The following is a 21,944-nucleotide window of genomic DNA, read 5'->3' as shown; positions in this document are numbered from 1 at the left end:
TCCGTCAGCGGCTCGCCGCCGACGGCAGAAACCATAAAAAACGATAAGCCACAAAAATAAGAAAGCACCGTGCGAGGTTAGACGTTGATGAAGAGAAGACTCCGATCAGGCATGAGCGCCGGCCTGCTGGCCGTGGCCGCTTGCATAGCCCTGCATTCGCCCTACAGCCTGGCAGCCCGCGACGCCCAGACCATCCTCAAGGAAACGTGTCAGGGCTGTCACACCCCTGAAGCCAATAACGCCCTGAGCCGTATCAGCCACCAGCGCAAGACGCCGGAAGGCTGGCTGATGAGCATCGCCCGCATGCAGACCATGCACGGTTTGCAGATCAGCGATGAAGATCGCCGCACGCTGGTCAAGTACCTTGCCGACACTCAGGGGCTGGCGCCGAGCGAAACCGACGGCGTGCGTTATGCCATGGAGCGCCGGCTCAACACCGTCGAGCAGTTCGACGATCAGACCAGCCAAATGTGCGGCCGCTGCCACTCCGGTGCGCGGGTCGCGCTGCAGCGGCGTCCGGCCCAGGAATGGGAGCGATTGGTGAACTTCCACCTTGGCCAATGGCCGTCCCTGGAATATCAGGCGCTGTCCCGCGACCGCGACTGGTTCGATCTCGCCCGCAAAGAAATGGTGCCGTTGTTGGCCAAGCGTTATCCGCTGGACAACCCGGCCTGGAAAAAATGGCAGAGCAGCGCGCCGAAGAGCGAGGCGCTGGCAGGCGACTGGAGCTTCAGCGGCCACTTGCCGGGCAAAGGCGAGCTGGCCGGTGTCATGAGCGTGACTGCTGACGGCAGCGACACCTTCAAGGTCAGCGTCAAAGGCCAGTACGCCGACGGCACGCCGTTCAATGGCGACGGCAGTGCGATTCTCTACACCGGCTATGAATGGCGCGGCAATGTCAGCATCGACGGCGTGACCATGCGCCAGGTATTCGCCGCCCAAGGCAATGCCATGCAGGGCCGGATGTTCGAGGCCGAGCACGATGAGCGTGGTCTGGACTTCGTCGCTGCGAAACAGGGTTCGCAGCGTTTGCTGGCGGTGCAACCGGGCTACGTGAAGGCCGGCAGCGAAACCGAAGTGACCCTGATCGGCAGCGGTCTTTCCGGAAAACCGAACTTCGGCAAAGGCGTGGAAGTGGTCGAAGTCGTCTCGCAGAGCCCGGAGCAGATCAAGGTCAAGCTCAAGGCCGCCGCCAATGCCCAGCCGGGCCTGCGCGTGGTCACCGTCGGCACATTGAAAGGCCCGAGCCTGTCGGTCTACAGCAAGATCGATCAGGTCAAGGTCATACCGGAGTTCTCGGTGGCGCGGATCGGTGATGGCGGTGGTTCGACGCCGAAAGTCCAGGGCCGTTTCGATGCTGAAGCCTGGGGCAAGGGCACTGACGGCAAGCCATATCGCATCGGCGTGTTCCCGGCGCAGTGGAAGGTCGAGGCCTTCGACGATCGCGCCAAGGAAGACGAAGACGTCAAGTTCGCCGGCACCATGCAGGCCGATACTGGCGTATTCACACCGGGCGACGCCGGGCCGAACCCTGCGCGCAAAATGTCCACCAACAATGCCGGCAACCTCAAGGTGATCGCCGCCGTCGATGACGCAGGGAAATCCCTGACCGGCGAAGGCCACATGATCGTCACCGTGCAACGCTGGAACAATCCACCCATTCCTTGAGCTGACTGAACGCAAGCGTTTACAGACACTTTTCGGAATGACCGCAAGCCCCGTACCCCGGGGCCTGCACAGGAGGTTGCAATGGGCGCTATCTTGAATCTGGTCGAGCGTAATCTGCACGAAGTGCACGTCGATGCCGACCGCATGCTGTTTCATATTCCCAGCAGTTCGCTGTTCGCCAGCGATGAACTGACAGGCACCATCATCGATACTTTGCGTGGACCGGGGTGTTCTTCGGACGACCTGATCCAGCGTCTGGCTGCGCGCTTCAACGGTGAAGAAATCACCGAAACCCTGCGCGAGCTGATGGCCCTGGAACTGGTCAGCGACGGCTCACCGCTGACCCCGGACATCGCCACCAAACGCGTCGAGCGCACGGCGATCAATACCGTGGTGCTCAACGTCAACACCGGCTGCAACCTGAGTTGCACCTACTGCTACAAGGAAGATCTCGACAAGCCGTCAGCCGGCAAGAAAATGGACGTCGAAACCGCGATTGCCTCGGTGGAAATGCTGCTGCGCGAATCGCCGGACGAAGAGCGTTTCACCGTAGTCTTCTTCGGCGGCGAACCGCTGAGCAATCGCAAGCTGATCGAGTACATGGTCGATTATTGTGAGAAACGATTTGCCGAGGCCGGCAAGTTCGTCGAGTTCGTGATGACCACCAACGCCACGCTGCTCACCGAAGAGACCGTCGACTATCTGAATGCGCACCGGTTCGGTCTGTCGGTCAGCATCGACGGGCCGAAAACCGTACACGACCGCAATCGCATTACCGTTGGCGGGCAGGGCACTTATGATGTGGTGCGGCGCAAGGCCGAGATGCTGCTGTCGCGCTACAACAGCCGTCCGGTGGGGGCGCGCGTGACCTTGACCACGGGCGTCACCGACGTCGAAACCATCTGGGATCACCTGTTCAATGAACTGGGTTTTGCCGAGGTTGGTTTTGCCCCGGTCACCTCAGGCGACATCAGTACGTTCAACCTGACCAGCGATGAACTGATCGAAGTCTTCGCCAACATGAAGAAGCTCGGTCGGCGTTATCTGGAAGCGGCGCTTGAGCACCGCAACATCGGCTTCTCCAACCTGCACCAACTGATCACCGACATCCATGAAGGCCACAAAAAAGCCCTGCCATGCGGCGCGGGCCTGAAGATGCTGGCGGTCGATCACAAGGGTGAGCTGAACCTGTGCCACCGCTTTACCGGTTCGAGCCTGCCGACCTTCGGCAACGTCCACAGCGGCGTGAAGCAGGTGGAGTTGAACGACTTCCTGTCGCAACGCCTGGACCGTACCAACACCGGCTGCGAAGACTGCCAGATTCGCAATCTGTGCTCCGGCGGTTGCTACCACGAGAGCTACGCCCGTTACGGCGATCCGACTCACCCGACCTATCACTATTGCGAACTGATGCGTGACTGGGTCGACTTCGGCATCGAGGTCTACACCCGGATCATGGCTCACAACCCTGCGTTCATCAGCAGCTACATCACTCCGCGCAAGGCTCACTGATATGAAACATCTCAAGGCAATCAATAACAAAGCGTTGAAGCTGGATCAGGCCGCGGATGAAAACCGCATCGAAGAAGTGGTGGCGATGAGCTCCGTGGCGGGCTGCGCTTCGACCACTGACCCAGGTTGGGAAATCGATGCGTTCGGCGGTGTGTCGTCGCTGTGCCAGCCGATGGAGGCAGACCTTTATGGCTGCTCCGACCCATGCTGGTGGCCGGCGCAGGTGCCGGACATGATGAGCACTTACCCGGACTGGAACAAGGATGCCCAAGCGTCCAACGACAACTGGCGCAACCTCGGCACTGTCTTTCCGAAAGACAAGTGATCGGACATCAGAAGGATTCCAGCATGCGTAATATCAAAGCCTGCGGCCTGGCCGCGTTCGCCGTTATGAGCAGCCTTTCGGTCAATGTTCTGGCCGAGGAAAATACCGCGTTGCAAGACGGTCACGAGTATATGTTGACCACCAACTACCCCAACAACCTGCACGTGATTGACCTGGCTACCGACACACTGTTCAAGACCTGCAAGATGCCTGACGCCTTCGGACCCGGCACCGTGCAGTTGTCGCCGGATCGCAAGATCGCCTACGTGCTGAACAATCATTACGCGGATGTCTACGGCGTTGAGCTGGACAGCTGCAAACAGGTGTTCCACGCCAGCATCACCCAGAAGCCGGGCGAGAAAGCCAAGTCGATGTTCGCCTTCACGGTCAGCCACGACGGGAAAGAGCTGTACACCGTTGCCAACCCGACGCTGAGGATGAACGACCGCTACGAAGTGCAGCAGCCTCGGCTCGATGTGTACAAGACCGACGGCGGCATGGACGCCAAGCCTGTGCGCAGTTTCCCGGCGCCGCGGCAGCTGACCATCATGCAGAGCGGTGATGACGGCACGCTGTATGTGGCGGGGGCGGACGTCTACAAGGTCAATGTGCAAACCGGCAAGTTCGACGTGCTGATCCCGAGTCGTCACTGGAAACGCGCGAACTACAGCGCGCCGGACGTGCTCTACGTGTGGAACCAGCAGACCTACCGGCATGATTTTTCGCTGCTGTACACCGCCGCAAAGTTCAAGGACAAGAAGCAGGACCCGGCCACCGCCGAATACCTGTATGGCCTGTTCAGCGTCGACCTGAAAACCGGCAAGACCGAAACCACCGACTTCGGGCCATTGACCGAAATCTACTTCAGCGGCATGCGCTCGCCGAAAGACCCGAACCTGATGTTCGGCGTGCTCAATCGCCTGGCCAAGTACGACATCAAGGAGAAGAAAATGCTCCAGGCGGCGACGCTCGATCACTCCTACTACTGCATTTCCTTCAACAAGGATGGCAGCAAGATTTACCTGGCAGGGACCTTCAACGATGTGGCGATCTTCGATGCCGACAGCCTGAAACAGACGGGAAGCATCAAGTTGCCGGGTGGGGATATGGCGATTACCACGGCGCAGATTTTTGTCCGGTAATTGCGCTGCCTGATCTGGCGCCATCGCAGGCAAGCCCGCTCCCACAGGGTTCAGCGGTGTTCACACGATTGTGACCACACCACAAATCCACTGTGGGAGCTGGCTTGCCAGCGATGAGGCCCTCAAGAACAACAGAGAATCAAACCCCCGGCACCGGACACCCCAAATCCCCCTCCTGACACTTCAGGTAAGTCTTGAATGTCTCGACCCGCGCCTTGGTCAACTCCGTCACGCAGTTGCTGTAGATCAGCGGATAAACACTCCCGCCTTCCACACCAGACGCCGAAAACTTGCACTCGGCATCGCGGAACGCAATCCACGAACGTTGCGCGCCCAACAGCAGTTTCTTGCGGTCGGGGTCGCCTTTCAGGCGGCCAGTGATTTGCTGGTAAAGCGCATTCAACTCCTTGTCAGCCGCCGCATGCTGCTGCGACGCACACTGGTTCATCGTCGCCTGATCGGTGGCGTTGTCGCAGTTCACGGCGGCATGGGTCAGGGCGGCGAACATCAAGGGCGTCAGCGCCAGGAAAAAGCGTACGAACATGGAAAAAATCTCGCGGTGGCGATGAAAGTAGGGGGCAGTGTAGCGAAGCCTGCGTCGCTGTCAGGTGCACGATTACGACAGTTGATCTGCTTGCATACAACTTTCAGGCTGGACATGTGGTCTTAGAAGCCTACTGTTGTTCAGTACAGGAGGTGACGTATGAAACCAGTACCCAATAGTTTTGAGCGCAAAATCACGCTTAAATCGCCGCGCTCCCATGTATGGCGCGCATTGGTCGATGCCGAGGCCTTCGGGCAATGGTTCGGCGTGGCGCTTGAAGGCAGGCGCTTCATTGCCGGCGAGTGGACGCAGGGGCAGGTGACGTATCCCGGTTACGAGCATGTGCTGTGGAATGTACTGGTCGAGCGGGTCGAGCCGCAGCAATTGTTTTCCTTCCGCTGGCATCCTTATGCGGTGAATCCGAAGATCGACTACTCGCAGGAACCCACCACGCTGGTGAAATTCGAATTGCAAGACTTTGAGGACGGCACGCTGCTCAAGGTTTCCGAGTCGGGGTTCGCGCACATTCCCGACGTACGCCAGAAGGAGGCGTATTACATGGATAGCCGTGGCTGGGAGGAGCAGTTGAGCAGACTCGAACAGTTTCTGGCCGAGAACGCCAAGGCCCGTGAGCGAGAAGGTGACTGACGGCCATGCGTTCAACCCGAATATTTACGGCTGCGAAGCGTGATGCCTTAGGGCCCCAAGGGTTTTCGGAAGGGGTGCTATGGCGAATGTCTTACACGCCGTAACAACTATGTCGTCTATTGCGGATTGGATCCGATGCGTATTCTGGCCCCATCCACTGAAGCACAAGGAGTGCTCAGGATCATGGATGATCGGCCATTTGCAAGGATTGCTCACGACAGGGAGTCGTAATGGTCTTGGAAGAACCCGCTTCGGCGGGTTTTTTTATGGGCGATAGAAAAGTCTGGCTGCGGGATGATTCGTCCCGCAGCCATTGTTTATTGCCGATTAAGCTTCGCCGCTGCGCGTTCGGTGATCTCCCTGCGCAGTTTCAACGAGGCCGCTGCGCGTTTTCGGGCTTCTTCCAGCACACCGGCTGGCGCAGCTTCCGGGCTCCCAGCTGCGAATGGCGGGGCCGGGGCATATTCCAGTTGCAATTGCACCAGCTCGGCGGTGTCCTGATCGAACAGCTCTGCCGCCAGGGTCAAGGCAAAATCGATGCCGGCGGTGATACCGCCACCGGTCAGCAAGTTGCCATCTCGCACCACCCGGTCCTTCACCGCAATCGCCCCCAGCGGCGTCAACAATTCGTGATAGGCCCAGTGCGTGGTGGCGCGTTTGCCTTTGAGTAAACCGGCCGCGCCGAGCACCAGTGCGCCCGTGCAGACCGACGTCACATAACGCGCATTTGCGGCCTGCGCCTTGATGAAGGCGAGCGTTTGCTCATCTTCCATCAGCGGACCGACGCCGCTGCCACCGGGGACACAGATAACATCCAGCGCCGGGCATTCGTCGAAGGTGACGGTAGGTTTCAGCAGCAGGCCGGTGCTGGCGGTGATGGGCATCAAGTCCTTCCAGATCAGATGCACTTTAACGTCCGGCAACGAGGCCAGCACGTCGTAAGGGCCGGTGAGGTCGAGTTGTTGCACCTGTGGAAACAACAGAAAACCGATCTGCAAAGTCATGGTGTTTTTCTCCTGAAGTGGCTGGACGACTTCACTGTAGGCGCCTAGGATTTGGCGCATACGCCAATCCCCCCACGAATTACGCCAAAATGCCGAAAACCATTCACGTACTCGCGTTTGCCAATGTGCAGTTGCTCGATGTCACCGGACCGTTGCAGGTGTTTGCCTCGGCCAACGACATCGCCCGTCAGCAAGGCTCGCCAGCACCGTATGCGCCGACGGTGATTGCCAGCGGCGGCGGGGCGGTGATGTCTTCGGCGGGGCTGGCATTGTTGGCCGAGCCGTTACCGGGACAGGGCAGTGACACCTTGATCATCGCGGGTGGTTGGGGGGTGTACGCAGCGGCGCAGGATCAGCCCTTGGTGACCTGGGTACGCGAGCATGCAGCAGGCTGCCGACGAGTGGCCTCGGTGTGCACCGGGGCATTCCTGCTGGCGGCCAGTGGTTGGCTGGATGGCCGTCGCGTGGTCACCCACTGGACCCGATGCGAACAGCTGGCGCAGCAGCATCCGCAATTGCGGGTCGAGCCCAATCCGATTTTCATCAACGACGGCCCGGTCTGGACCTCGGCCGGGGTGACCGCCGGCATCGATCTGGCATTGGCAATGGTGGAAGCCGACCTGGGCCGTAACATGGCCCTGGAAGTTGCCCGGCAATTGGTGGTCTTTCTCAAGCGCCCCGGTGGCCAATCGCAATTCAGCGTGACCCTGTCCCTGCAGAAAGAAGACAGCCGATTCGACGAACTTCATGCCTGGATCAGCGAAAACCTCGGTAAAGATCTTGGCATTCCCACTCTGGCACTCCAGGCGGGCATGAGCGAGCGCAGCTTCGTCCGTCATTACCGCGCCGAGACCGGCCAGACCCCGGCCCGGGCCATTGAACTGATCCGGGTCGAAACCGCGCGCCGATTGCTCAGCGATACCGGCGTACCGGTCAAACGGGTCGCCGCACAATGCGGGTTCGGCAGCGAAGAAACCTTGCGCCGCAGTTTTCTGCGGGCGATGGGGGTTACGCCGCAGGCTTATCGTGAGCGGTTCTCGGTCAGTGTCTAGTCGCCTGTTTCCACTTCCGTCACCTGATTGAAATACTTCGCCCGATCCGGCGTAAACGTCACCACCATTTTCGTACGTGAGCAGGTCAACGTCCGCTCTTCGCCCAAATCCACATCCAGATCTTCCCCACGCAAGCCCTGCCACTGCGCGAGGTATTTGAGTGAACCGTATTTTTCGAGTTTTTTCAGGCTGCGGCTGACGCCACCTTTCCAGCCCAGCACCGGCAGTTCGCCGGCGAGGCATTGTTGGACCAGGTCGGGGAAGCGGGCGGCTCGCTGGCGGCCGACTTCCCAGCATTTGATCAGGCCCTTGTCGGAGGCGTCCCACAGTTGGTCGCGATTGAGGCCGGTTCGAAGGGGCAGGTCGATGCTGCGATGGATGCGTTGGGACATTCTGGTTCCTTGAATTCGGGGATGTTGGACAGCTCCGCTGTACCCGCTGATTCGGAATGTTAGGTGGGGTTGTTGCGGCTGGCAACAGGGTATTTCCAGCGATTTCGTTTAAAAAATGTAGGGCATGGGCATTCGACAAACCTGAGGCGAAGCGTCCATTGACCGCCGGTTCAACACCCCGTTCAAGGTTGCCAAAAACTCTTCTCGCCACTCAATTTTCGATCGAGAAAACACGCAGCGCTGATCAATGCCAGGTGCGTTAGCGCTTGCGGCGTATTGCCCATGTGCCGCCCGTGGCTGTCGAACTCTTCGGCGTAAAGTCCCAACGGGTTGGCATAACGCAGCAGTTGCTCGAACTCCAGATGGGCCTTTTCCAAGCGTCCGGCGCGGGCCAGGCATTCAACGTACCAAAAGGAACAGGCAGCGAACGCGCCTTCTGTGCCCGGCAGGCCATCGATGTGGGTATGTTCGTTGCGGTAGCGGTAGACCATGCCGTCGCGCACCAGGTTTTTTTCGATGGCGTCGAGGGTCGCCAGCCAGCGTGGGTCCTTGGCGCTGACGAAGCGCACCAACGGCATCAGCAGCATTGATCCGTCGAGGCCGGTGCCGCCGATGTGCTGGACGAAATGCCCGTGCTCTTCGCTCCAGAAGTTGTCCCAAATGTCGGCGTAAATGGCTTGGCGGGTTTGGTCCCAACGGGCGAACGGGGCCGGCAGCGAACGTTTCGAGGCGAGACGGATCGCCCGGTCCAGCGCCACCCAGCACATCAGACGCGAATGCAGAAAGTGATGTTGCTCGCCGCGCATTTCCCAGATGCCGACGTCTTCCTGGTTCCATCTTTCGCAAACCTGATCGACCACTTCCACAGCGTGCTTCCAGCCTTCGTGGGAAATGGCTTCGCCGTACTTGTTGACGAGGTACACCGCATCCATCAGCTCGCCGAAGATGTCGAGTTGTACCTGGGCGTAAGCCAGGTTGCCGATGCGCACCGGTGTCGCCCCGCCATGACCGGACAGGTGCGTGAGTTCGATTTCCGGCAGCTCCTGACGACCATCGATGCCATACAGAATATTGAGTTTCATCGGCCGGCCGCGGCAGTCACTGACCCGTTCGCGCAACCAGCGCATGTAGGCGTTGGCCTCTTCGACGAAGCCCAAACGCATGAAGGCATACACGGTGAAGGAGGCATCACGGATCCAGGTGTAGCGATAGTCCCAGTTGCGTTCGCCGCCAGTGGTTTCCGGTAGGCCGAAAGTTGCAGCGGCGAGGATGGCGCCATGTTTGCGCGAGGTCAGCAGCTTCATCGCCAGGGCTGAACGGTTGACCATTTCCCGCCAGCGACCGCGGTAGTTGGACTGGCCGATCCAGTCGCGCCAGAACTTCAAGGTACGTTGCAGGCAAAGTTGCGTAGCGCCTTCCTTGAAGCGCGGATCGTCGACGGCGCCGAGCAGGAATTCGGCGGTCTGGTCCTGTTCGAGGGTGAATTCGGCGACGGCCGCATGGGCCGCTATGTGTAACGCCTGATCCGCAGCGAGGCGCAGGGAAGGTTGATCGGTGGCTTCGAAAATCACCGTTTTTTTATCGAGACGGGCACGGGTCGTGGCGCGGGCATAGTCGTGTCGCACGGCGCAGCACATATGAAAAGTTGCCTTGCCGCTGACCACCCGTACCCGGCGCATGAGCAGCGGCAGGTCGTCCTCGCTGTCACCGATGGGCAGCAGGTCGGTGACTTCGACCACGGCGCGATCGCTGAGCCAGCGGGTTTGCAATACGTTGGTGTCCGGCAGGTAGATTTGCTCGCGACGGGCATCGGGCAAGTCCGGGGACAACTGGAATATCCCGGCCTCGGGGCTGTCCAGCAGGGCGCAGAAAATCGACGGGCTGTCGAATTCCGGCCAGCAGAAAAAATCCACGCTGCCCTTGTCATTGACCAATGCGGCACTGCGCATGTCGCCGATAATACCGTGGGCGTCGATGGGGCTTTGGCTTTCGGGGTGATCGGCCATTGTCGCGAAACTCCGGGAACCTGGGACTTAATCAGCTGACTGGCGGGCACCCGTGAGAGTTCATGCCGAGCCCGAAATCATCTTCACCCAAGCCACTAGGCCTGTCCCCGTCAGATCTGATATCGACCACTGTGGCGATGCCACTCCAGACTGCCCGCCACCCAACTTTTCACCCCTGCCAGATAACGCTGCAGTTGCGGGTTTTGATCCGTCAGCAGCGCTTGTTCGGCGCTTTCATACAGGCGCATCACATCGTCATGAATAGTTGCGCTGAGCTGCATGGCTTTTTCGATTGAGCAGCCCTGTTCCGCCATCAACAGCCGCGGCAGATTGAAGTCGCCTACTTCAGCCAGGCTTTCCTTGGGCGCCGAAAACAGATCGTTGGCGATGATGGTTGCGCTGGCGGCCAGCGTCGTGACCCGCCGCACGGCCGGAGCGCAATAAACATTGGCCGGCAGCTCATAGCCACCGATGATGTCGATCAGCGACATGCAGGGCAGAAAACTGTTGGTCTGGCGCTGAGCCAGGTATTCCCAGAGGGCAGGCGTCACGCCGTTGATACGCCAGGCAGCTTCGGCAGTCATCGTGACGAACATGGCGATGATTTCATGACGGACCCGGGCGATTTGCGCGGGTGTGGCGAATTCGCCGACCCGCCCCATGTATGCGCGCAGGCCTACCAGCACGGGATCGCTGTCCAGTGCCTTTTCCAGATCAGTGCGAAAACCTTCGGTCAGGTGTGCAGGTTCAAGTGCAGCGAGTGCAATGGATAAACGCGAGCCAACGAGTGCCGGTACCGACCCGGTGCTTTCGTCATCGCAGTAATAGTCATCGACGGCAAATAATGCGGCGATGCATTGGGCCGATAGCAGCAGACGATCCGGATCGTCGGTGTCGGTATGGCACAACATGGCGAACCTGCCGAATCCTGAGGCACGGATCTTGTGCTGCTGGCCAGCGAAAATACCGGTTTTTTCGATCCAGCTCATAAGCCGTTCATCGACTTCTGCGGCGAGTGCTTCATCGATTCTGACAGGCATCGGGCAATACAGCGGCGGTACCTGCCAGCGCGGCTTTGGCCGGCGGCTCGGTGTGAAGCTCACGGCACTCTCTTGCCAATGTCGCACGCCGTCGAGGCCAAACCGTTCAAATATCCGGTGAAACCACGCGGTAAACATCTGCGGCGTGGCGTTGAGGGCATCGGGGATTTTCGACAGCTCAAGCCATTGCCAATCCTGCGCTTCTTCAGGATTGGCAACAGGATCGATATCGCAGATGCCAGCAAATACATGGTCGTATTCGTGCTCGATCAACTGGTTCGAGACTGATTCGTGATAGAGCAGCGTCGAGACCTTCAACAGCTTGCAGGACAGGCCCATTTCTTCATGCAACCGTCGTTGTGCTGCCGCAAGCGTTCGTTCACCGTGACGCGGATGGCCACAACAGGTGTTGGTCCAAAGGCCTGCCGAGTGGTATTTGCCCTGTGCGCGCTGTTGCAGTAACAGACGTGCGTTGCGATCGAAAATAAACACGGAAAAGGCGCGGTGACGCAGTCCTTTTTGATGGACCTGCATCTTGGGGGCGAAGCCGGTCTGGCGGTCTTTTGGGCTGACCAGAATCAGTAACTCTTCCATAGCAAGACTCCTGTGTGTCTTCGCTACCGGACGTTACTGCGGACCAGAATGCTAGTGAACTTCAGACGTGACGCGTGGTGGATGGAAAATCTAGTTCAGTTTGATGGGTGCCGCAAGGGCGGCCAGATCCTGGCCAATGCGCTGGTGAAAGGGGCTTCACATTCAACCAACAATTCCACGCTTTCGCGCCATTGCGCCTTATGGCAATTTGCACGGCCACTGACGAGAGCTGCATCCATGGCCAACCCCTATCGCGAATTGTTCAAAGCCCCCGGCGCCCGGGCCTTCGTGCTGGCCGGGATGATCGCGCGCATGCCGATTTCCATGACGGGCATCGGCCTGATCACCATGCTCTCGCAGTTGCAGGGTGGCTACGGGTTGGCCGGCGCGGTGGCGGCGACGTTTGCGTTGGCCACGGCGTTTTGTGCGCCGCAGGTATCGCGGCTGGTGGACCGTTTTGGCCAGCGGCGGATTCTGCCGGTGTCGGCATTGATCGGTGGTGGGGCGTTGTTGCTGGTGTTGCTGTGTACGCGCTTGCAGGCGCCGAACTGGACCTTGTTTGTGTTCGCTGCGATAGCCGGCTGCATGCCGAGCATGTCGGCGATGGTGCGGGCGCGCTGGACCGAGTTGTATCGCGGTCAGCCGCAACTGCAAACCGCCTATGCCCTGGAGTCGGTGCTGGACGAAGTCTGCTTCATCGTCGGGCCACCGTTGTCGGTGGGGTTGTGCGTGGTGGCGTTTCCCGAGGCGGGGCCGTTGGCCGCGTTGTTGATGCTGGCGATCGGCGTCACCGCATTTGTATTGCAGCGCAGCACTGAGCCGCCGGTGCATCCCCATGAAAAACATCATGCGGCGTCGATCATCCGCAGCGCCGAAATCCAGTTGCTGATGGTGTTGATGGTCGCCATGGGCACCATTGTCGGCGTGGTGGACGTGGTCAGCGTGGCTTTCGCGCAACAGCAGGGGCAACCGGCGGCGGCGAGCATTGTGCTGTCGGTGTACGCCATTGGTTCCTGCATGGCTGGTTTGGCCTTCGGTGCGTTGCGTTCGAAAGTGCCGTTGCCGCGTTTGTTTCTTTACGGCGGGGTTGCCACGGCGGTGACGACGTTGCCGCTGTTGCTGGCGGTAAACATTCTCGGCTTGTCATTGGCGGTGTTCGTTGCCGGGCTGTTTTTTGCCCCGACCTTGATTGTCGCCATGGCGCTGGTGGAGCAGATCGTGCCGCCGGCCAAGCTCACCGAAGGCCTGACCTGGCTGGTCACCGGGCTGAGTATCGGCGTGGCGATCGGTGCGGCGGGTTCGGGCTGGATGGTCGATGCATTCGGCGCCAGAAGCGGGTTCTGGCTGGCGATTGCGGCGGGTGCTGTGGTGTTCGGCGCTGCGGTACAGAGTTATCGCCACCTGAAAGGTTGACCCTGTGGGAGCGGAAAGGTCCGCTCCCGGATCTGCATCTTGTTCAAACCATCACGCGCCAAAGCCACCGTCGATGGTCAGGCTCGCGCCGGTGATGTAACCCGCCTCAGGACCCACCAGGTAGGCAACGAAACTGGCAATCTCTTCAACCGTGCCGTAACGACCGACCGCCATCAGCGGGATCAGGCTATCGGCGAAGTCGCCGCTGGCCGGGTTCATGTCGGTGTCCACCGGGCCTGGTTGCACGTTGTTGATGGTGATGCCTTTCGGGCCGAGGTCACGGGCCAGGCCTTTGGTCAGGCCGACCAACGCCGACTTGCTCATGGCATACGGGCCGCCACCGGCGAAGGGCATGCGATCGGCGTTGGTGCTGCCGATGTTGATGATCCGACCACCTTCGCTCATGTGTCTGGCAGCGGCCTGAGTGGCGATGAACACGCTGCGCACGTTGATGGCCAGGGTCTGGTCGAAATCTTCAAGTTTGAAATCTTCCAATGGAGCCACGGCCAGCACGCCGGCGTTGTTGACCAGGATATCCAGGCGACCAAAAGTTTCCACCGTCACATTCACGGCGTTACGAATGGCTTCGGCGTCGGCGCTGTCGGCCTTGATGGCGAGTGCTTTGCCGCCGTCCGCGATGATGCCATTTTGTAGTTCTTCAGCCTTGGCGGTGGAACTGACATAGGTGAAGGCTACCGTCGCGCCTTGCGCGGCCAGGCGTTTGACGATGGCGGCACCGATGCCGCGGGAACCGCCCTGGATCAAAGCCACTTTGCCGCTGAGGTTCTGCGTAGTCATTTCGTTCTCCAAAGTCCCCAGGCGAGATGCCGGGTTGATGGAGCCTAGTATCGATTGAGGATTACCCTCTGAGTAGACCGCAATTGAGATAGTCTGTGTAAACCAAAAGTTTATAGTGGCGCCTATGGAAACCTTCAGCAGTATCGAATGCTTTGTGCGCAGCGCCGAAGTCGGCAGCTTCGCCGAAGCCGCGCGCCGCCTGAGCCTGACGCCTGCGGCGGTGGGCAAGAGCGTGGCCAAGCTGGAAGCACGGCTGGGCGTGCGGTTGTTTCAGCGCAGTACCCGCAGCCTGACGCTGACCGAGGCCGGTCAGTTGTTTCTGAGTGAGGTGAGCGCCAGCCTGCACACCATCCAGAATGCGGTGGCCAACCTCGCCAGCGCCGAGGGACGTCCGGCCGGAACGCTGAAGGTCAGCATGGGCACGGTGTTCGGACGTTTGTACATCGTGCCGTTGCTGGGGGAATTTTTGCGGCGTTATCCGGCGATCAATCCTGACTGGCATTTCGATAACCGCCAGGTGGATCTGATCGGTCAGGGTTTCGATGCGGCGATTGGTGGCGGATTCGAACTGCCTCAAGGCGTGGTGGCGCGCAAACTGACGCCGGCCCATCGGGTGTTGGTGGCGAGCGCCGATTACCTGGCCAAGCGCCCAGCCATTGTCGAACCCGACGATCTCGGGCAACACGACGGCATTCTGATTCGTTCGCCGCAGACGGGGCGCGTGCGTTCCTGGCAATTGACCAGCCGCACTCAGCAACACAGTCCGCTGACCCTCAAGGCGCGCATGACCATGAGTGATTCGGAAGCCGCCTGTGCCACGGCGACCCAAGGCCTCGGCATCGCGCTGGTGAGCATGCCATTCGCCGTGGGCTATCTGGAGGCCGGAACCTTGCAGCGGGTTTTGCCGGACTGGTATGTCGATGACGGCAATATCTCGATCTATTACGCCGAGCACAAACTGTTGCCGGGCAAGACCCGGGCGTTTGTCGATTTCATTATTGAGCAGTTTGCAGAGCGGGGATTGGCGGGGCGGTTCAGTGCGCTTTGAGCATGGCGGTCGACCGAGGCGCGACAGGGGCGGCCAGTCAGCATGATTGCGACAATTGAGAACGATCAATCATTCGAACACTGGCAAAGGTGGATTCGTTTCGTGCCTGGTCGAATGCGGTCAGTGGTTTGGACGATGGCGGCTGCATCGTCTCCCGTGATGGCGGTTTGCGGCTCATGTCGCTAGCGGTACGCTCTTCACTGGGGGGCACACCAAAGTACTCGCGATAGCACTTGGAAAAGTGCGGCGTGGAGACGAAACCGCAGACATACGCCAACTCAATGATCGACATCGATGTTTGCTTGAGCAGTTGCCGCGCCCGAACAAGACGTAACCTCAGGTAGTAGCGTGACGGCGTACAGTGCAGGTATTTCTGAAATAGCCGTTCCAGCTGTCGACGTGATAAAGCCACATATTCTGCAAGATTATCCAGCTCGATCGGCTCTTCGAGATTGGCTTCCATCAACGCTACGATCTCCTGCAGCTTGGGTTGATGAGTGCCCAGCACATGCCTGAGCGGAACGCGCTGGTGGTCTTGTTCGTCGCGTATCCGCTCGTAAACAAACATCTCGGAAATGGCTGCAGACAATTCACGACCATGATCGCGACCGATCAGGTGCAGCATCATGTCGAGTGGCGCTGTTCCCCCGGAGCTAGTGAGCCGGTTTCGGTCCAGGGTGAAGAGACTTGCACTGATGCTCACGCGTGGAAAAGCCTCCTGCATGGCGGCCAGAAATTCCCAATGCACGCTGCACTCGTAGCCGTCGAGAAGCCCGGCTTTTGCGAGTGCCCAGCTTCCGGTGCACACGCCACCTAATCGTCTGGATTGACGTGCCAAGGCTTGCAGCCAGGTAACGTGTTCGCGGGTAATCACGCTTTGGATGCCGATACCACCGCACACGATGACCGTGTCCGCGACGCAGGGATTGTTCCATGAAGCATCCGGCGTGATCGACACACCGTCACTGGCCCAGACAGGCGCTCCATCGGAGCTGAATGTATGCCAGCGATACAGCTCTCGCCCCGACAACTGATTGGCCATGCGCAATGGCTCGACCGCGGATGCCAAGGAAATCAGGGTGAATTGATCCAGCAGCAGAAAACCGACGGATTGAGTCGTACCGTCGGGCACGGTGGGCTTCGATGACATCGGGGGCATTTCCTGGCAGGGATCGGTTGCGGTCTGAGCGGCTGGAACGAGTAATACCGCCACGCTTGGCGTGGGCGGTATTACCATTTACGCGTGTACCTTTGTGGTTTATCCCACCGAGGTCACGCTCGCAGCCTGGGCGGGGTGACGCGACGTCAACAGGCCGATAAGGGAAATCGCCAACGCCAGTCCGATGGTTGAACTGACTTCGGTGCGGTGCTCCGGGGTGATCATCATGACGGCCAGCGCTGCGCAGATGAACACAATGACCAGCCAGGTCAGCCATGGAAACAGCCACATGCGAAAGGTCAGCTCGATGTTCTGCCGACGCAACATTCGGCGCATGCGCAGCTGCGACACCGCAATGGCCAGGTACACCAGCAAGGCAATCGCACCGGAGCTGGCGAGCAGAAAGTTGAACAGCCCGGCGGGCATGAAGCAGCTCCACACAGTGATCAATGCGCCCAGCAGGGTGCTGGCAATGACTGCTGCACGCGGCACGCCTTCCGAGGAGGTTGCCTTCAGCGCTTTCGGCGCGTCTCCACGGCGGCCCAGCGAATACAGCATGCGCGAAGCAATGTAGATCGAGGAGTTCATGCAGCTGGCCACGGCGATCAGGACCACCACGTCCACCATGAACTTGGCGTGGGGAATGTTCATGATTTCCAGTGCGCGCTGGTAGGAACCTACCTGGGCGAGCAGTGGATCGTTCCAGGGCACCACGGAGATGACGACGAAAATCGATAGCAGGTAAAACACCCCGATGCGCCAGATCACCGAACGCGTGGCCTTGGCAATGTTCTGCGCCGGATTATTGGATTCGGCGGCAGCGATGGTGACCGCCTCGGTCCCAATGAAACTGAACATGATCGTGATGAAGGCACCTACCACCGCCGACAGGCCGTTAGGAGCAAACCCGCCGTGTTCGGCCATCAGGCCGCTCAAGCCGCTGACCTCTCGGTCGGGAACCCAACCCATCAACACGGCAAAACCCACGCCGATGAAACCAATGATCGCCACCACCTTGGCCATGGCAAACCAGAATTCGAATTCGCCGTATTTGGAAACGCTGAACAGATTGGTAATCACTAAAGCAATGATCGACACCAAAGCGAACAACCAGGAATCAATCTGAGGGAACCACTGGTTCAACACGTGGCCTGCGGCCAACGCTTCGATAGGGATCACCAGCACCCAGAACCACCAATACAGCCAGCCGATAGTGAAGCCAGCCCAGCGACCTATCGCTTGGTCGGCATAAGTGGAGAACGAGCCTGTGTCCGGGTTGGCTACCGCCATTTCCCCGAGCATGCGCATGACCAGAACGACGAGCAGACCGGAGAACAGATAGGCCAGCAGGACTGCCGGGCCAGCCGCTGCAATAGCGTGTCCTGAGCCAACGAATAAACCGGCGCCGATAATCCCGGCGATGGATAGCATTGTTACGTGACGAGGCTTGAAGCCCTGCGCCAATTGGCCATTGGAATCCTTTGAGCTCGGGCTAATCATTGGTTTATTTTTCTCTGCTGATCGACATTTAAGCGTGTTGATAACAGCGACGAACCATCATTCGTCGACTGCTGTGCACCCATTCAAAGCGGCACCGTTCAAACGCTGCTGTTCTTATCAAACCCATCATCGTGATGTGGTTTTTGAGATGAAAAGACGCGCCACCTTACCCGGCTTGTCCTACGATTCAGTTGCCTGTCCGCGTCGCCTCCTGGCCTGATATCGACACGCGAGGGTTCAGCGTTCATGCCTGGTACCGACAGGTCACGGAATGGCCGGGTGCGATGGCTTCGTTTTGACGAGGATGCTGTCAGGGCAGTGCGCAGGGGGGAGTGTGGTTCAGTGCGGTTTGAGTCAGGCTCAAGACCGAGGTGCTGCTATCGCGGGCAAGCCATGTTCCCACAGATTCAGTGGGAGCCGGGCTTGTCGGCGATGAACGATAACGCGATCTAGCGCATGAACTTCTGCGCCCAGCCAATGATGTTCTTCGGTCGTGGCGTCGCATACGTGCGCACTTTTGACGTCGACAACCGCAAACGCACCAACGACTCGGCAATGGTCACCGCCGCCGTTACGCCATCCACCACCGGCACCCCGGTACGCTGGCGAATCTGCTCGTCGAGCCCGGCCATGCCGCCGCAGCCCAGGCAGATGACTTCCGCTTTGTCCTGAGTCACTGCCAACTCCGCTTGATGCACGATGGCCTCCAGTGCGCGTTGCGGCTCGTGCTCCAGTTCCAGCACCGCCAACCCACTGGCCCGCACCGACGCGCAGCGATCCCAGAGACCCGAGAGTTTCAGGCGATCCTCGATCAGCGGCACCGTGCGATCGAGGGTGGTCACCACCGAGTACGCATGACCGAGAAACATCGCGGTACTCGCCGCGGCATCGGTGATGTCCACCACCGGGACGTTGAGCAGCTCCTGCAAGCCTTCGCGACCGTGTTCGCCGTATCCGGCCTGGATCACCGCATCGAATGGCTGATCGTAGGACATCACCCGGTCCATGACGGCGATGGCGGCCAGGTAGCTTTCGAAATTGCCTTCGATGGAGTCGGCACCGAAGAAAGGCGTCAGGCCAACGATCTCCGTGCCGGGCGCGGCCACCGCCTGGGCAGAGCGGGCGATGGCCTGGGTGATGGATTCGGTGGTGTTGACGTTGACCACGAGAATTCGCATGGGAGCTCCTTATAGCGGGTGGTTTCGCGGCCCGACGCTGGAGGGCCGCGATGGAGTCAGTGGCTGGCGTTGTCGACCGCAATGGCTTCGCCGCTGATGTCGGCGTAGTGCGGTTGGCGTTTGGCGATGATCAGGTAAAGCAACCCTGCAATCGCAGCGCCGATCAGCCAGGAGAATGGCGACACCAAATGAAAGCCCGGTACCAGTGCCAGGACGATGGCGATCAACGCTGCGGGAATAAACGCCGCCACGGCGCGCAAATTGACCCCACGGCTGTAGTAATAAGCGCCGTTCGGGTCCTCGCTGTACAACTGCGGCACGTTGATCCGGCCTTTTCGTAGCAGCCAGTAGTCGACCATGATCACGCCATACAGCGGACCCAGCAGGGCGCCGAGGCCAGAGAGGAAGTACACGATCACCAGCGGGCTGTTATAGAGGTTCCACGGCAGGATCAGCACGGCGATGGCCGCGCTGATGAGGCCGGCACGACGGAACGTCAGGTACTTCGGCGCCAGATTACTGAGCACGAACGCCGGGGCAACGAAGTTGGCCATGATGTTCACCGCCACGGTGACGATCAGGAATGCCAGGCAGCCGAGGACCAGGAAGAACGTGTTGGGAATCGAGGCGATAATCTCTGTAGGACTTTCAATAATGTGGCCATTGATCTGAAATTGAGCGCCGCACAGCAGGACAGTAATGGTGGCGAACACCAGAATATTGACCGGCAGGCCCCAGAAATTTCCGACCTTGATGGTTTTGCGACACGGCGACGAACGGGCGAAGTCGCAGAAGTTCAGGATCAGCGTGCCGTAGATCGCCAGCCACAGCGCACCCCCGGCAAAGATGTTGCGCCACATCTCGCCACCGCTCAGCGGTTCGCGAATTGACCAGGCGATGGTTGCGTCGGCCTGAACGTACATCCAGCCGGCGAGGGCGGCGACGGTCAGCAGAATCACCGGTCCGGCAAACGCCTCATAGCGCCGCACCATTTCCATGCCGTAGGCGAGGATCGCCAACTGCACGAACCAGATCGCCACGAAGCAGACCCAGCCCAGGGTCGACAGGCCGAGAATCGAGTCGTGGTCGTAGTCGGCGAAGCCGGGGTGGATCGCCGTCAGCAAGACGCGAAAGACCACCGAGGCCAGGTACGTCTGAATGCCGAACCAGGCGATGGCGATGACCGCGCGGATCAACGCAGGAATTTGCGCCCCGTGTATGCCGAAGCTGATCCGGCTGATGACCGGAAACGGCACACCGGTTTTCTGGCCCATGTAGCCAGACAGGTTCATGAAGAAATACACCAGCGCTGCGCCGATCCCCAGGGACAGGAGAATCTGCCAAGCGCCAAGGCCTAACGCATAAAGACCGATAGCAAACGAATAGTTGGCGATGTTGTGCACGTCGTTGGTCCACAACGCGAAGATGCTATAGCGACCCCAGCGCCGGCCTTCGGCCTTGGTCGGCGCCAGGTCTTTGTTGTGCAGGCGAGGACTGAGCACCACAGAGGAATCAAGGAACTGATCGACAGCGGTTGGTGGGGTGTGGGAGGAGGGCAGATCCAGCGCAAGTTTGTTGTTTGAAAGACTTGTAGGCATTCCGGCAGGCTCCTGATGCTCGACGCCGCGATGACTGTGCATGAGCGCATGGCTCGACAAATCTTCGTCGCGGTGTAGCGAATATCATTGGTTACGGGGCATCTGCAGCCTGTACGGGATAGGGCGCTTCAGGCTTGCGGATCTAAAGTGTGTGTATGTTTTGAATGTATTGTATACAAAACATGCATGCACTTAAGCGAGATCCATGCCAGCCTTACGTTCTATGAATTCCGTTGTTCATTTCGTTTTGTTATGGCTTTTCGCCAAGTCACTGAAAAATCGTCGATATAAATTGACCGTTTGAACAGGTATTTATTTCAGGAAGGGAATTTCTGCGCAAGGCTGACGCCGTCATGCACCAGCAGAAATGTAACTTTAGGGGGCGTTTAAACAAAAAGTGCACACATAAATGGCACCGATGGTGACATTCGTGTGTACACATTTGTTGAGAGGGTCATGCGTCCTGTAGGAGCGAGCCTGCTCGGGATGAACCCGAGAACGCATCGGGGTATCAGTCACCCAGCGTTATCGTTGACGACCATCGTCGGAACGCCGCCCGGAGCAGGCTCGCTCCTACAGTGGTTTATGTGTTGGATTTGCTGATGATGTTGCCGGCATGCAGCCCGCATTCTTTCTGGGTGGCTTCTTCCCACCACCAGCGGCCTTCGCGCTCGTGCTGGTTCGGCAGCACCGGACGAGTGCAGGGCTCGCAGCCGATACTGATGAAGCCGCGTTCATGCAGGCTGTTGTAGGGCAATTCCAGCATTCGGATGTAACCCCAGATTTCTTCGCTGGTCATTTGTGCCAGCGGGTTGAACTTGTACAAGGTGCGTTCCGGGGTGGAGAACGCGGTGTCGATCTCCATCACCGCAACAGCGCTGCGGGTACCGGGGCTCTGGTCGCGACGCTGGCCGGTGGCCCAGGCTTTCACGCCGGAGAGTTTGCGACGCAGCGGCTCGATCTTGCGGATGCCGCAGCATTCGCCATGACCGTCCTTGTAGAAACTGAACAGGCCTTTTTCTTTCACGAACGGTTCGAGCCTGGTGTAGTCCGGTGACACCAGTTCGATGTCGATCTTGTAGTGCTCGCGCACCTGATCGATGAAACGGTACGTCTCGGGATGCAGGCGGCCGGTGTCGAGGCTGAACACCTTGACGTTCTTGTTCAGCTTCCAGGCCATGTCCACCAGCACCACATCCTCGGCACCGCTGAAAGATATCCACAAGTCATCGCCAAACTCGGCGAACGCGAGTTTCAGGATGTCCTGGGCGGATTTGTTGGCATAGGTCGTGGCGAGTTCCACGACGTCGAACGTTGGGCTCA

Annotated in this window: 19 protein-coding genes; 8 read left to right on the top strand and 11 right to left on the bottom strand. The window is 59.3% G+C overall.

Annotated elements, in window-relative coordinates; translation table 11 throughout:
* Positions 1-87 precede the first annotated feature (87 nt).
* From peaA to peaD, 4 genes are all read left to right on the top strand, one after another.
* Positions 88-1,668 carry a quinohemoprotein amine dehydrogenase subunit alpha gene (gene peaA, locus D8U18_RS13785; protein ID WP_056856929.1) on the top strand — a complete coding sequence of 527 codons (1,581 nt, stop codon included), beginning with the start codon at positions 88-90 and terminating at the stop codon, positions 1,666-1,668.
* Positions 1,669-1,749: 81 nt separating this feature from the next.
* The gene (gene peaB / locus D8U18_RS13780) at positions 1,750-3,180 is read left to right on the top strand and encodes a quinohemoprotein amine dehydrogenase maturation protein (RefSeq protein WP_056856930.1); all 1,431 of its coding nucleotides are present in this window, start codon (positions 1,750-1,752) and stop codon (positions 3,178-3,180) included.
* Between the two features lies 1 nt (position 3,181).
* Complete coding sequence (gene qhpC, locus D8U18_RS13775; RefSeq protein WP_008016081.1) at positions 3,182-3,505, top strand: quinohemoprotein amine dehydrogenase subunit gamma; 324 nt, start codon at positions 3,182-3,184, stop codon at positions 3,503-3,505.
* A gap of 23 nt (positions 3,506-3,528) precedes the next feature.
* A complete protein-coding gene (peaD, locus tag D8U18_RS13770) occupies positions 3,529-4,647 on the top strand; it encodes a quinohemoprotein amine dehydrogenase subunit beta (protein WP_056856931.1) in 1,119 nt (372 codons plus the stop codon).
* 139 nt (positions 4,648-4,786) lie between these two features.
* On the opposite strand, the gene D8U18_RS13765 is transcribed toward peaD, so the two are convergent.
* Complete coding sequence (locus D8U18_RS13765; protein WP_131107816.1) at positions 4,787-5,191, bottom strand: lysozyme inhibitor LprI family protein; 405 nt, start codon at positions 5,189-5,191, stop codon at positions 4,787-4,789.
* Positions 5,192-5,350: 159 nt separating this feature from the next.
* Here D8U18_RS13765 and D8U18_RS13760 point away from each other — a divergent pair, with 159 nt between their 5' ends.
* Positions 5,351-5,839, top strand: a complete 489-nt coding sequence (locus D8U18_RS13760) for an SRPBCC family protein (protein WP_056856933.1) — start codon at positions 5,351-5,353, stop codon at positions 5,837-5,839.
* Positions 5,840-6,156: 317 nt separating this feature from the next.
* Here D8U18_RS13760 and inhA read toward each other — a convergent pair whose 3' ends face one another.
* Entirely contained in the window at positions 6,157-6,843 is a 687-nt protein-coding gene (gene inhA, locus D8U18_RS13755; protein ID WP_130906170.1) for an isonitrile hydratase, read from the bottom strand.
* A gap of 89 nt (positions 6,844-6,932) precedes the next feature.
* Here inhA and D8U18_RS13750 point away from each other — a divergent pair, with 89 nt between their 5' ends.
* Positions 6,933-7,895, top strand: coding sequence for a GlxA family transcriptional regulator (locus tag D8U18_RS13750; RefSeq protein ID WP_130906646.1), 963 nt, complete (start codon positions 6,933-6,935; stop codon positions 7,893-7,895).
* Here the strand turns inward: D8U18_RS13750 and D8U18_RS13745 are convergent.
* The 3 genes from D8U18_RS13745 to D8U18_RS13735 all read right to left on the bottom strand — a co-directional run bounded on the left by D8U18_RS13745 (position 7,892) and on the right by D8U18_RS13735 (position 11,927).
* Entirely contained in the window at positions 7,892-8,287 is a 396-nt protein-coding gene (locus D8U18_RS13745; protein ID WP_131107815.1) for a hypothetical protein, read from the bottom strand. The two genes, D8U18_RS13750 and D8U18_RS13745, sit on opposite strands and share 4 nt — an antisense overlap.
* 182 nt (positions 8,288-8,469) lie before the next feature.
* A complete protein-coding gene (locus D8U18_RS13740; RefSeq protein ID WP_131107814.1) occupies positions 8,470-10,293 on the bottom strand; it encodes a glycoside hydrolase family 15 protein in 1,824 nt (607 codons plus the stop codon).
* A gap of 110 nt (positions 10,294-10,403) precedes the next feature.
* Complete coding sequence (locus D8U18_RS13735) at positions 10,404-11,927, bottom strand: family 2 encapsulin nanocompartment cargo protein terpene cyclase (RefSeq protein ID WP_131107813.1); 1,524 nt, start codon at positions 11,925-11,927, stop codon at positions 10,404-10,406.
* 237 nt (positions 11,928-12,164) lie between these two features.
* On the opposite strand from D8U18_RS13735, the gene D8U18_RS13730 reads away from it, so the two are divergent.
* Positions 12,165-13,340 (top strand): MFS transporter, encoded by a 1,176-nt coding sequence (locus D8U18_RS13730; protein ID WP_130906649.1) that lies wholly within the window; start codon positions 12,165-12,167, stop codon positions 13,338-13,340.
* A gap of 51 nt (positions 13,341-13,391) precedes the next feature.
* On the opposite strand, the gene D8U18_RS13725 is transcribed toward D8U18_RS13730, so the two are convergent.
* On the bottom strand, positions 13,392-14,138 hold the full coding sequence (locus D8U18_RS13725) for a 3-oxoacyl-ACP reductase family protein (protein WP_130906127.1): 747 nt from the start codon (positions 14,136-14,138) through the stop codon (positions 13,392-13,394).
* A 124-nt stretch (positions 14,139-14,262) separates the two neighbouring features.
* Between D8U18_RS13725 and D8U18_RS13720 the strand changes: the two genes are divergently transcribed.
* Positions 14,263-15,186: a LysR family transcriptional regulator gene (locus D8U18_RS13720; protein ID WP_131107812.1), complete on the top strand. Its 924-nt coding sequence runs from the start codon at positions 14,263-14,265 to the stop codon at positions 15,184-15,186.
* Between the two features lie 37 nt (positions 15,187-15,223).
* Here the strand turns inward: D8U18_RS13720 and D8U18_RS13715 are convergent, their stop codons facing one another.
* The 5 genes from D8U18_RS13715 to D8U18_RS13695 all read right to left on the bottom strand — a co-directional run.
* Complete coding sequence (locus D8U18_RS13715; protein WP_056856942.1) at positions 15,224-16,336, bottom strand: GlxA family transcriptional regulator; 1,113 nt, start codon at positions 16,334-16,336, stop codon at positions 15,224-15,226.
* Between the two features lie 108 nt (positions 16,337-16,444).
* On the bottom strand, positions 16,445-17,845 hold the full coding sequence (gene gabP / locus D8U18_RS13710) for a GABA permease (RefSeq protein WP_131107811.1): 1,401 nt from the start codon (positions 17,843-17,845) through the stop codon (positions 16,445-16,447).
* Positions 17,846-18,294: 449 nt separating this feature from the next.
* Positions 18,295-19,023, bottom strand: a complete 729-nt coding sequence (locus D8U18_RS13705; protein WP_130906130.1) for an aspartate/glutamate racemase family protein — start codon at positions 19,021-19,023, stop codon at positions 18,295-18,297.
* 56 nt (positions 19,024-19,079) lie between these two features.
* Positions 19,080-20,621 carry an NCS1 family nucleobase:cation symporter-1 gene (locus D8U18_RS13700; RefSeq protein WP_131107810.1) on the bottom strand — a complete coding sequence of 514 codons (1,542 nt, stop codon included), beginning with the start codon at positions 20,619-20,621 and terminating at the stop codon, positions 19,080-19,082.
* Between the two features lie 583 nt (positions 20,622-21,204).
* Positions 21,205-21,944 (bottom strand): phosphoadenylyl-sulfate reductase (locus D8U18_RS13695; protein WP_131107809.1); only part of this gene is annotated, 740 nt, incomplete at its 5' end.

Origin of the sequence: Pseudomonas sp. Sample_10 (assembly GCF_004321495.1) — a bacterium.
Taxonomy (GTDB): domain Bacteria; phylum Pseudomonadota; class Gammaproteobacteria; order Pseudomonadales; family Pseudomonadaceae; genus Aquipseudomonas.
Note: the sequence above shows the minus strand (reverse complement) of the source record. Positions and strands in the feature narration are given on the sequence as shown.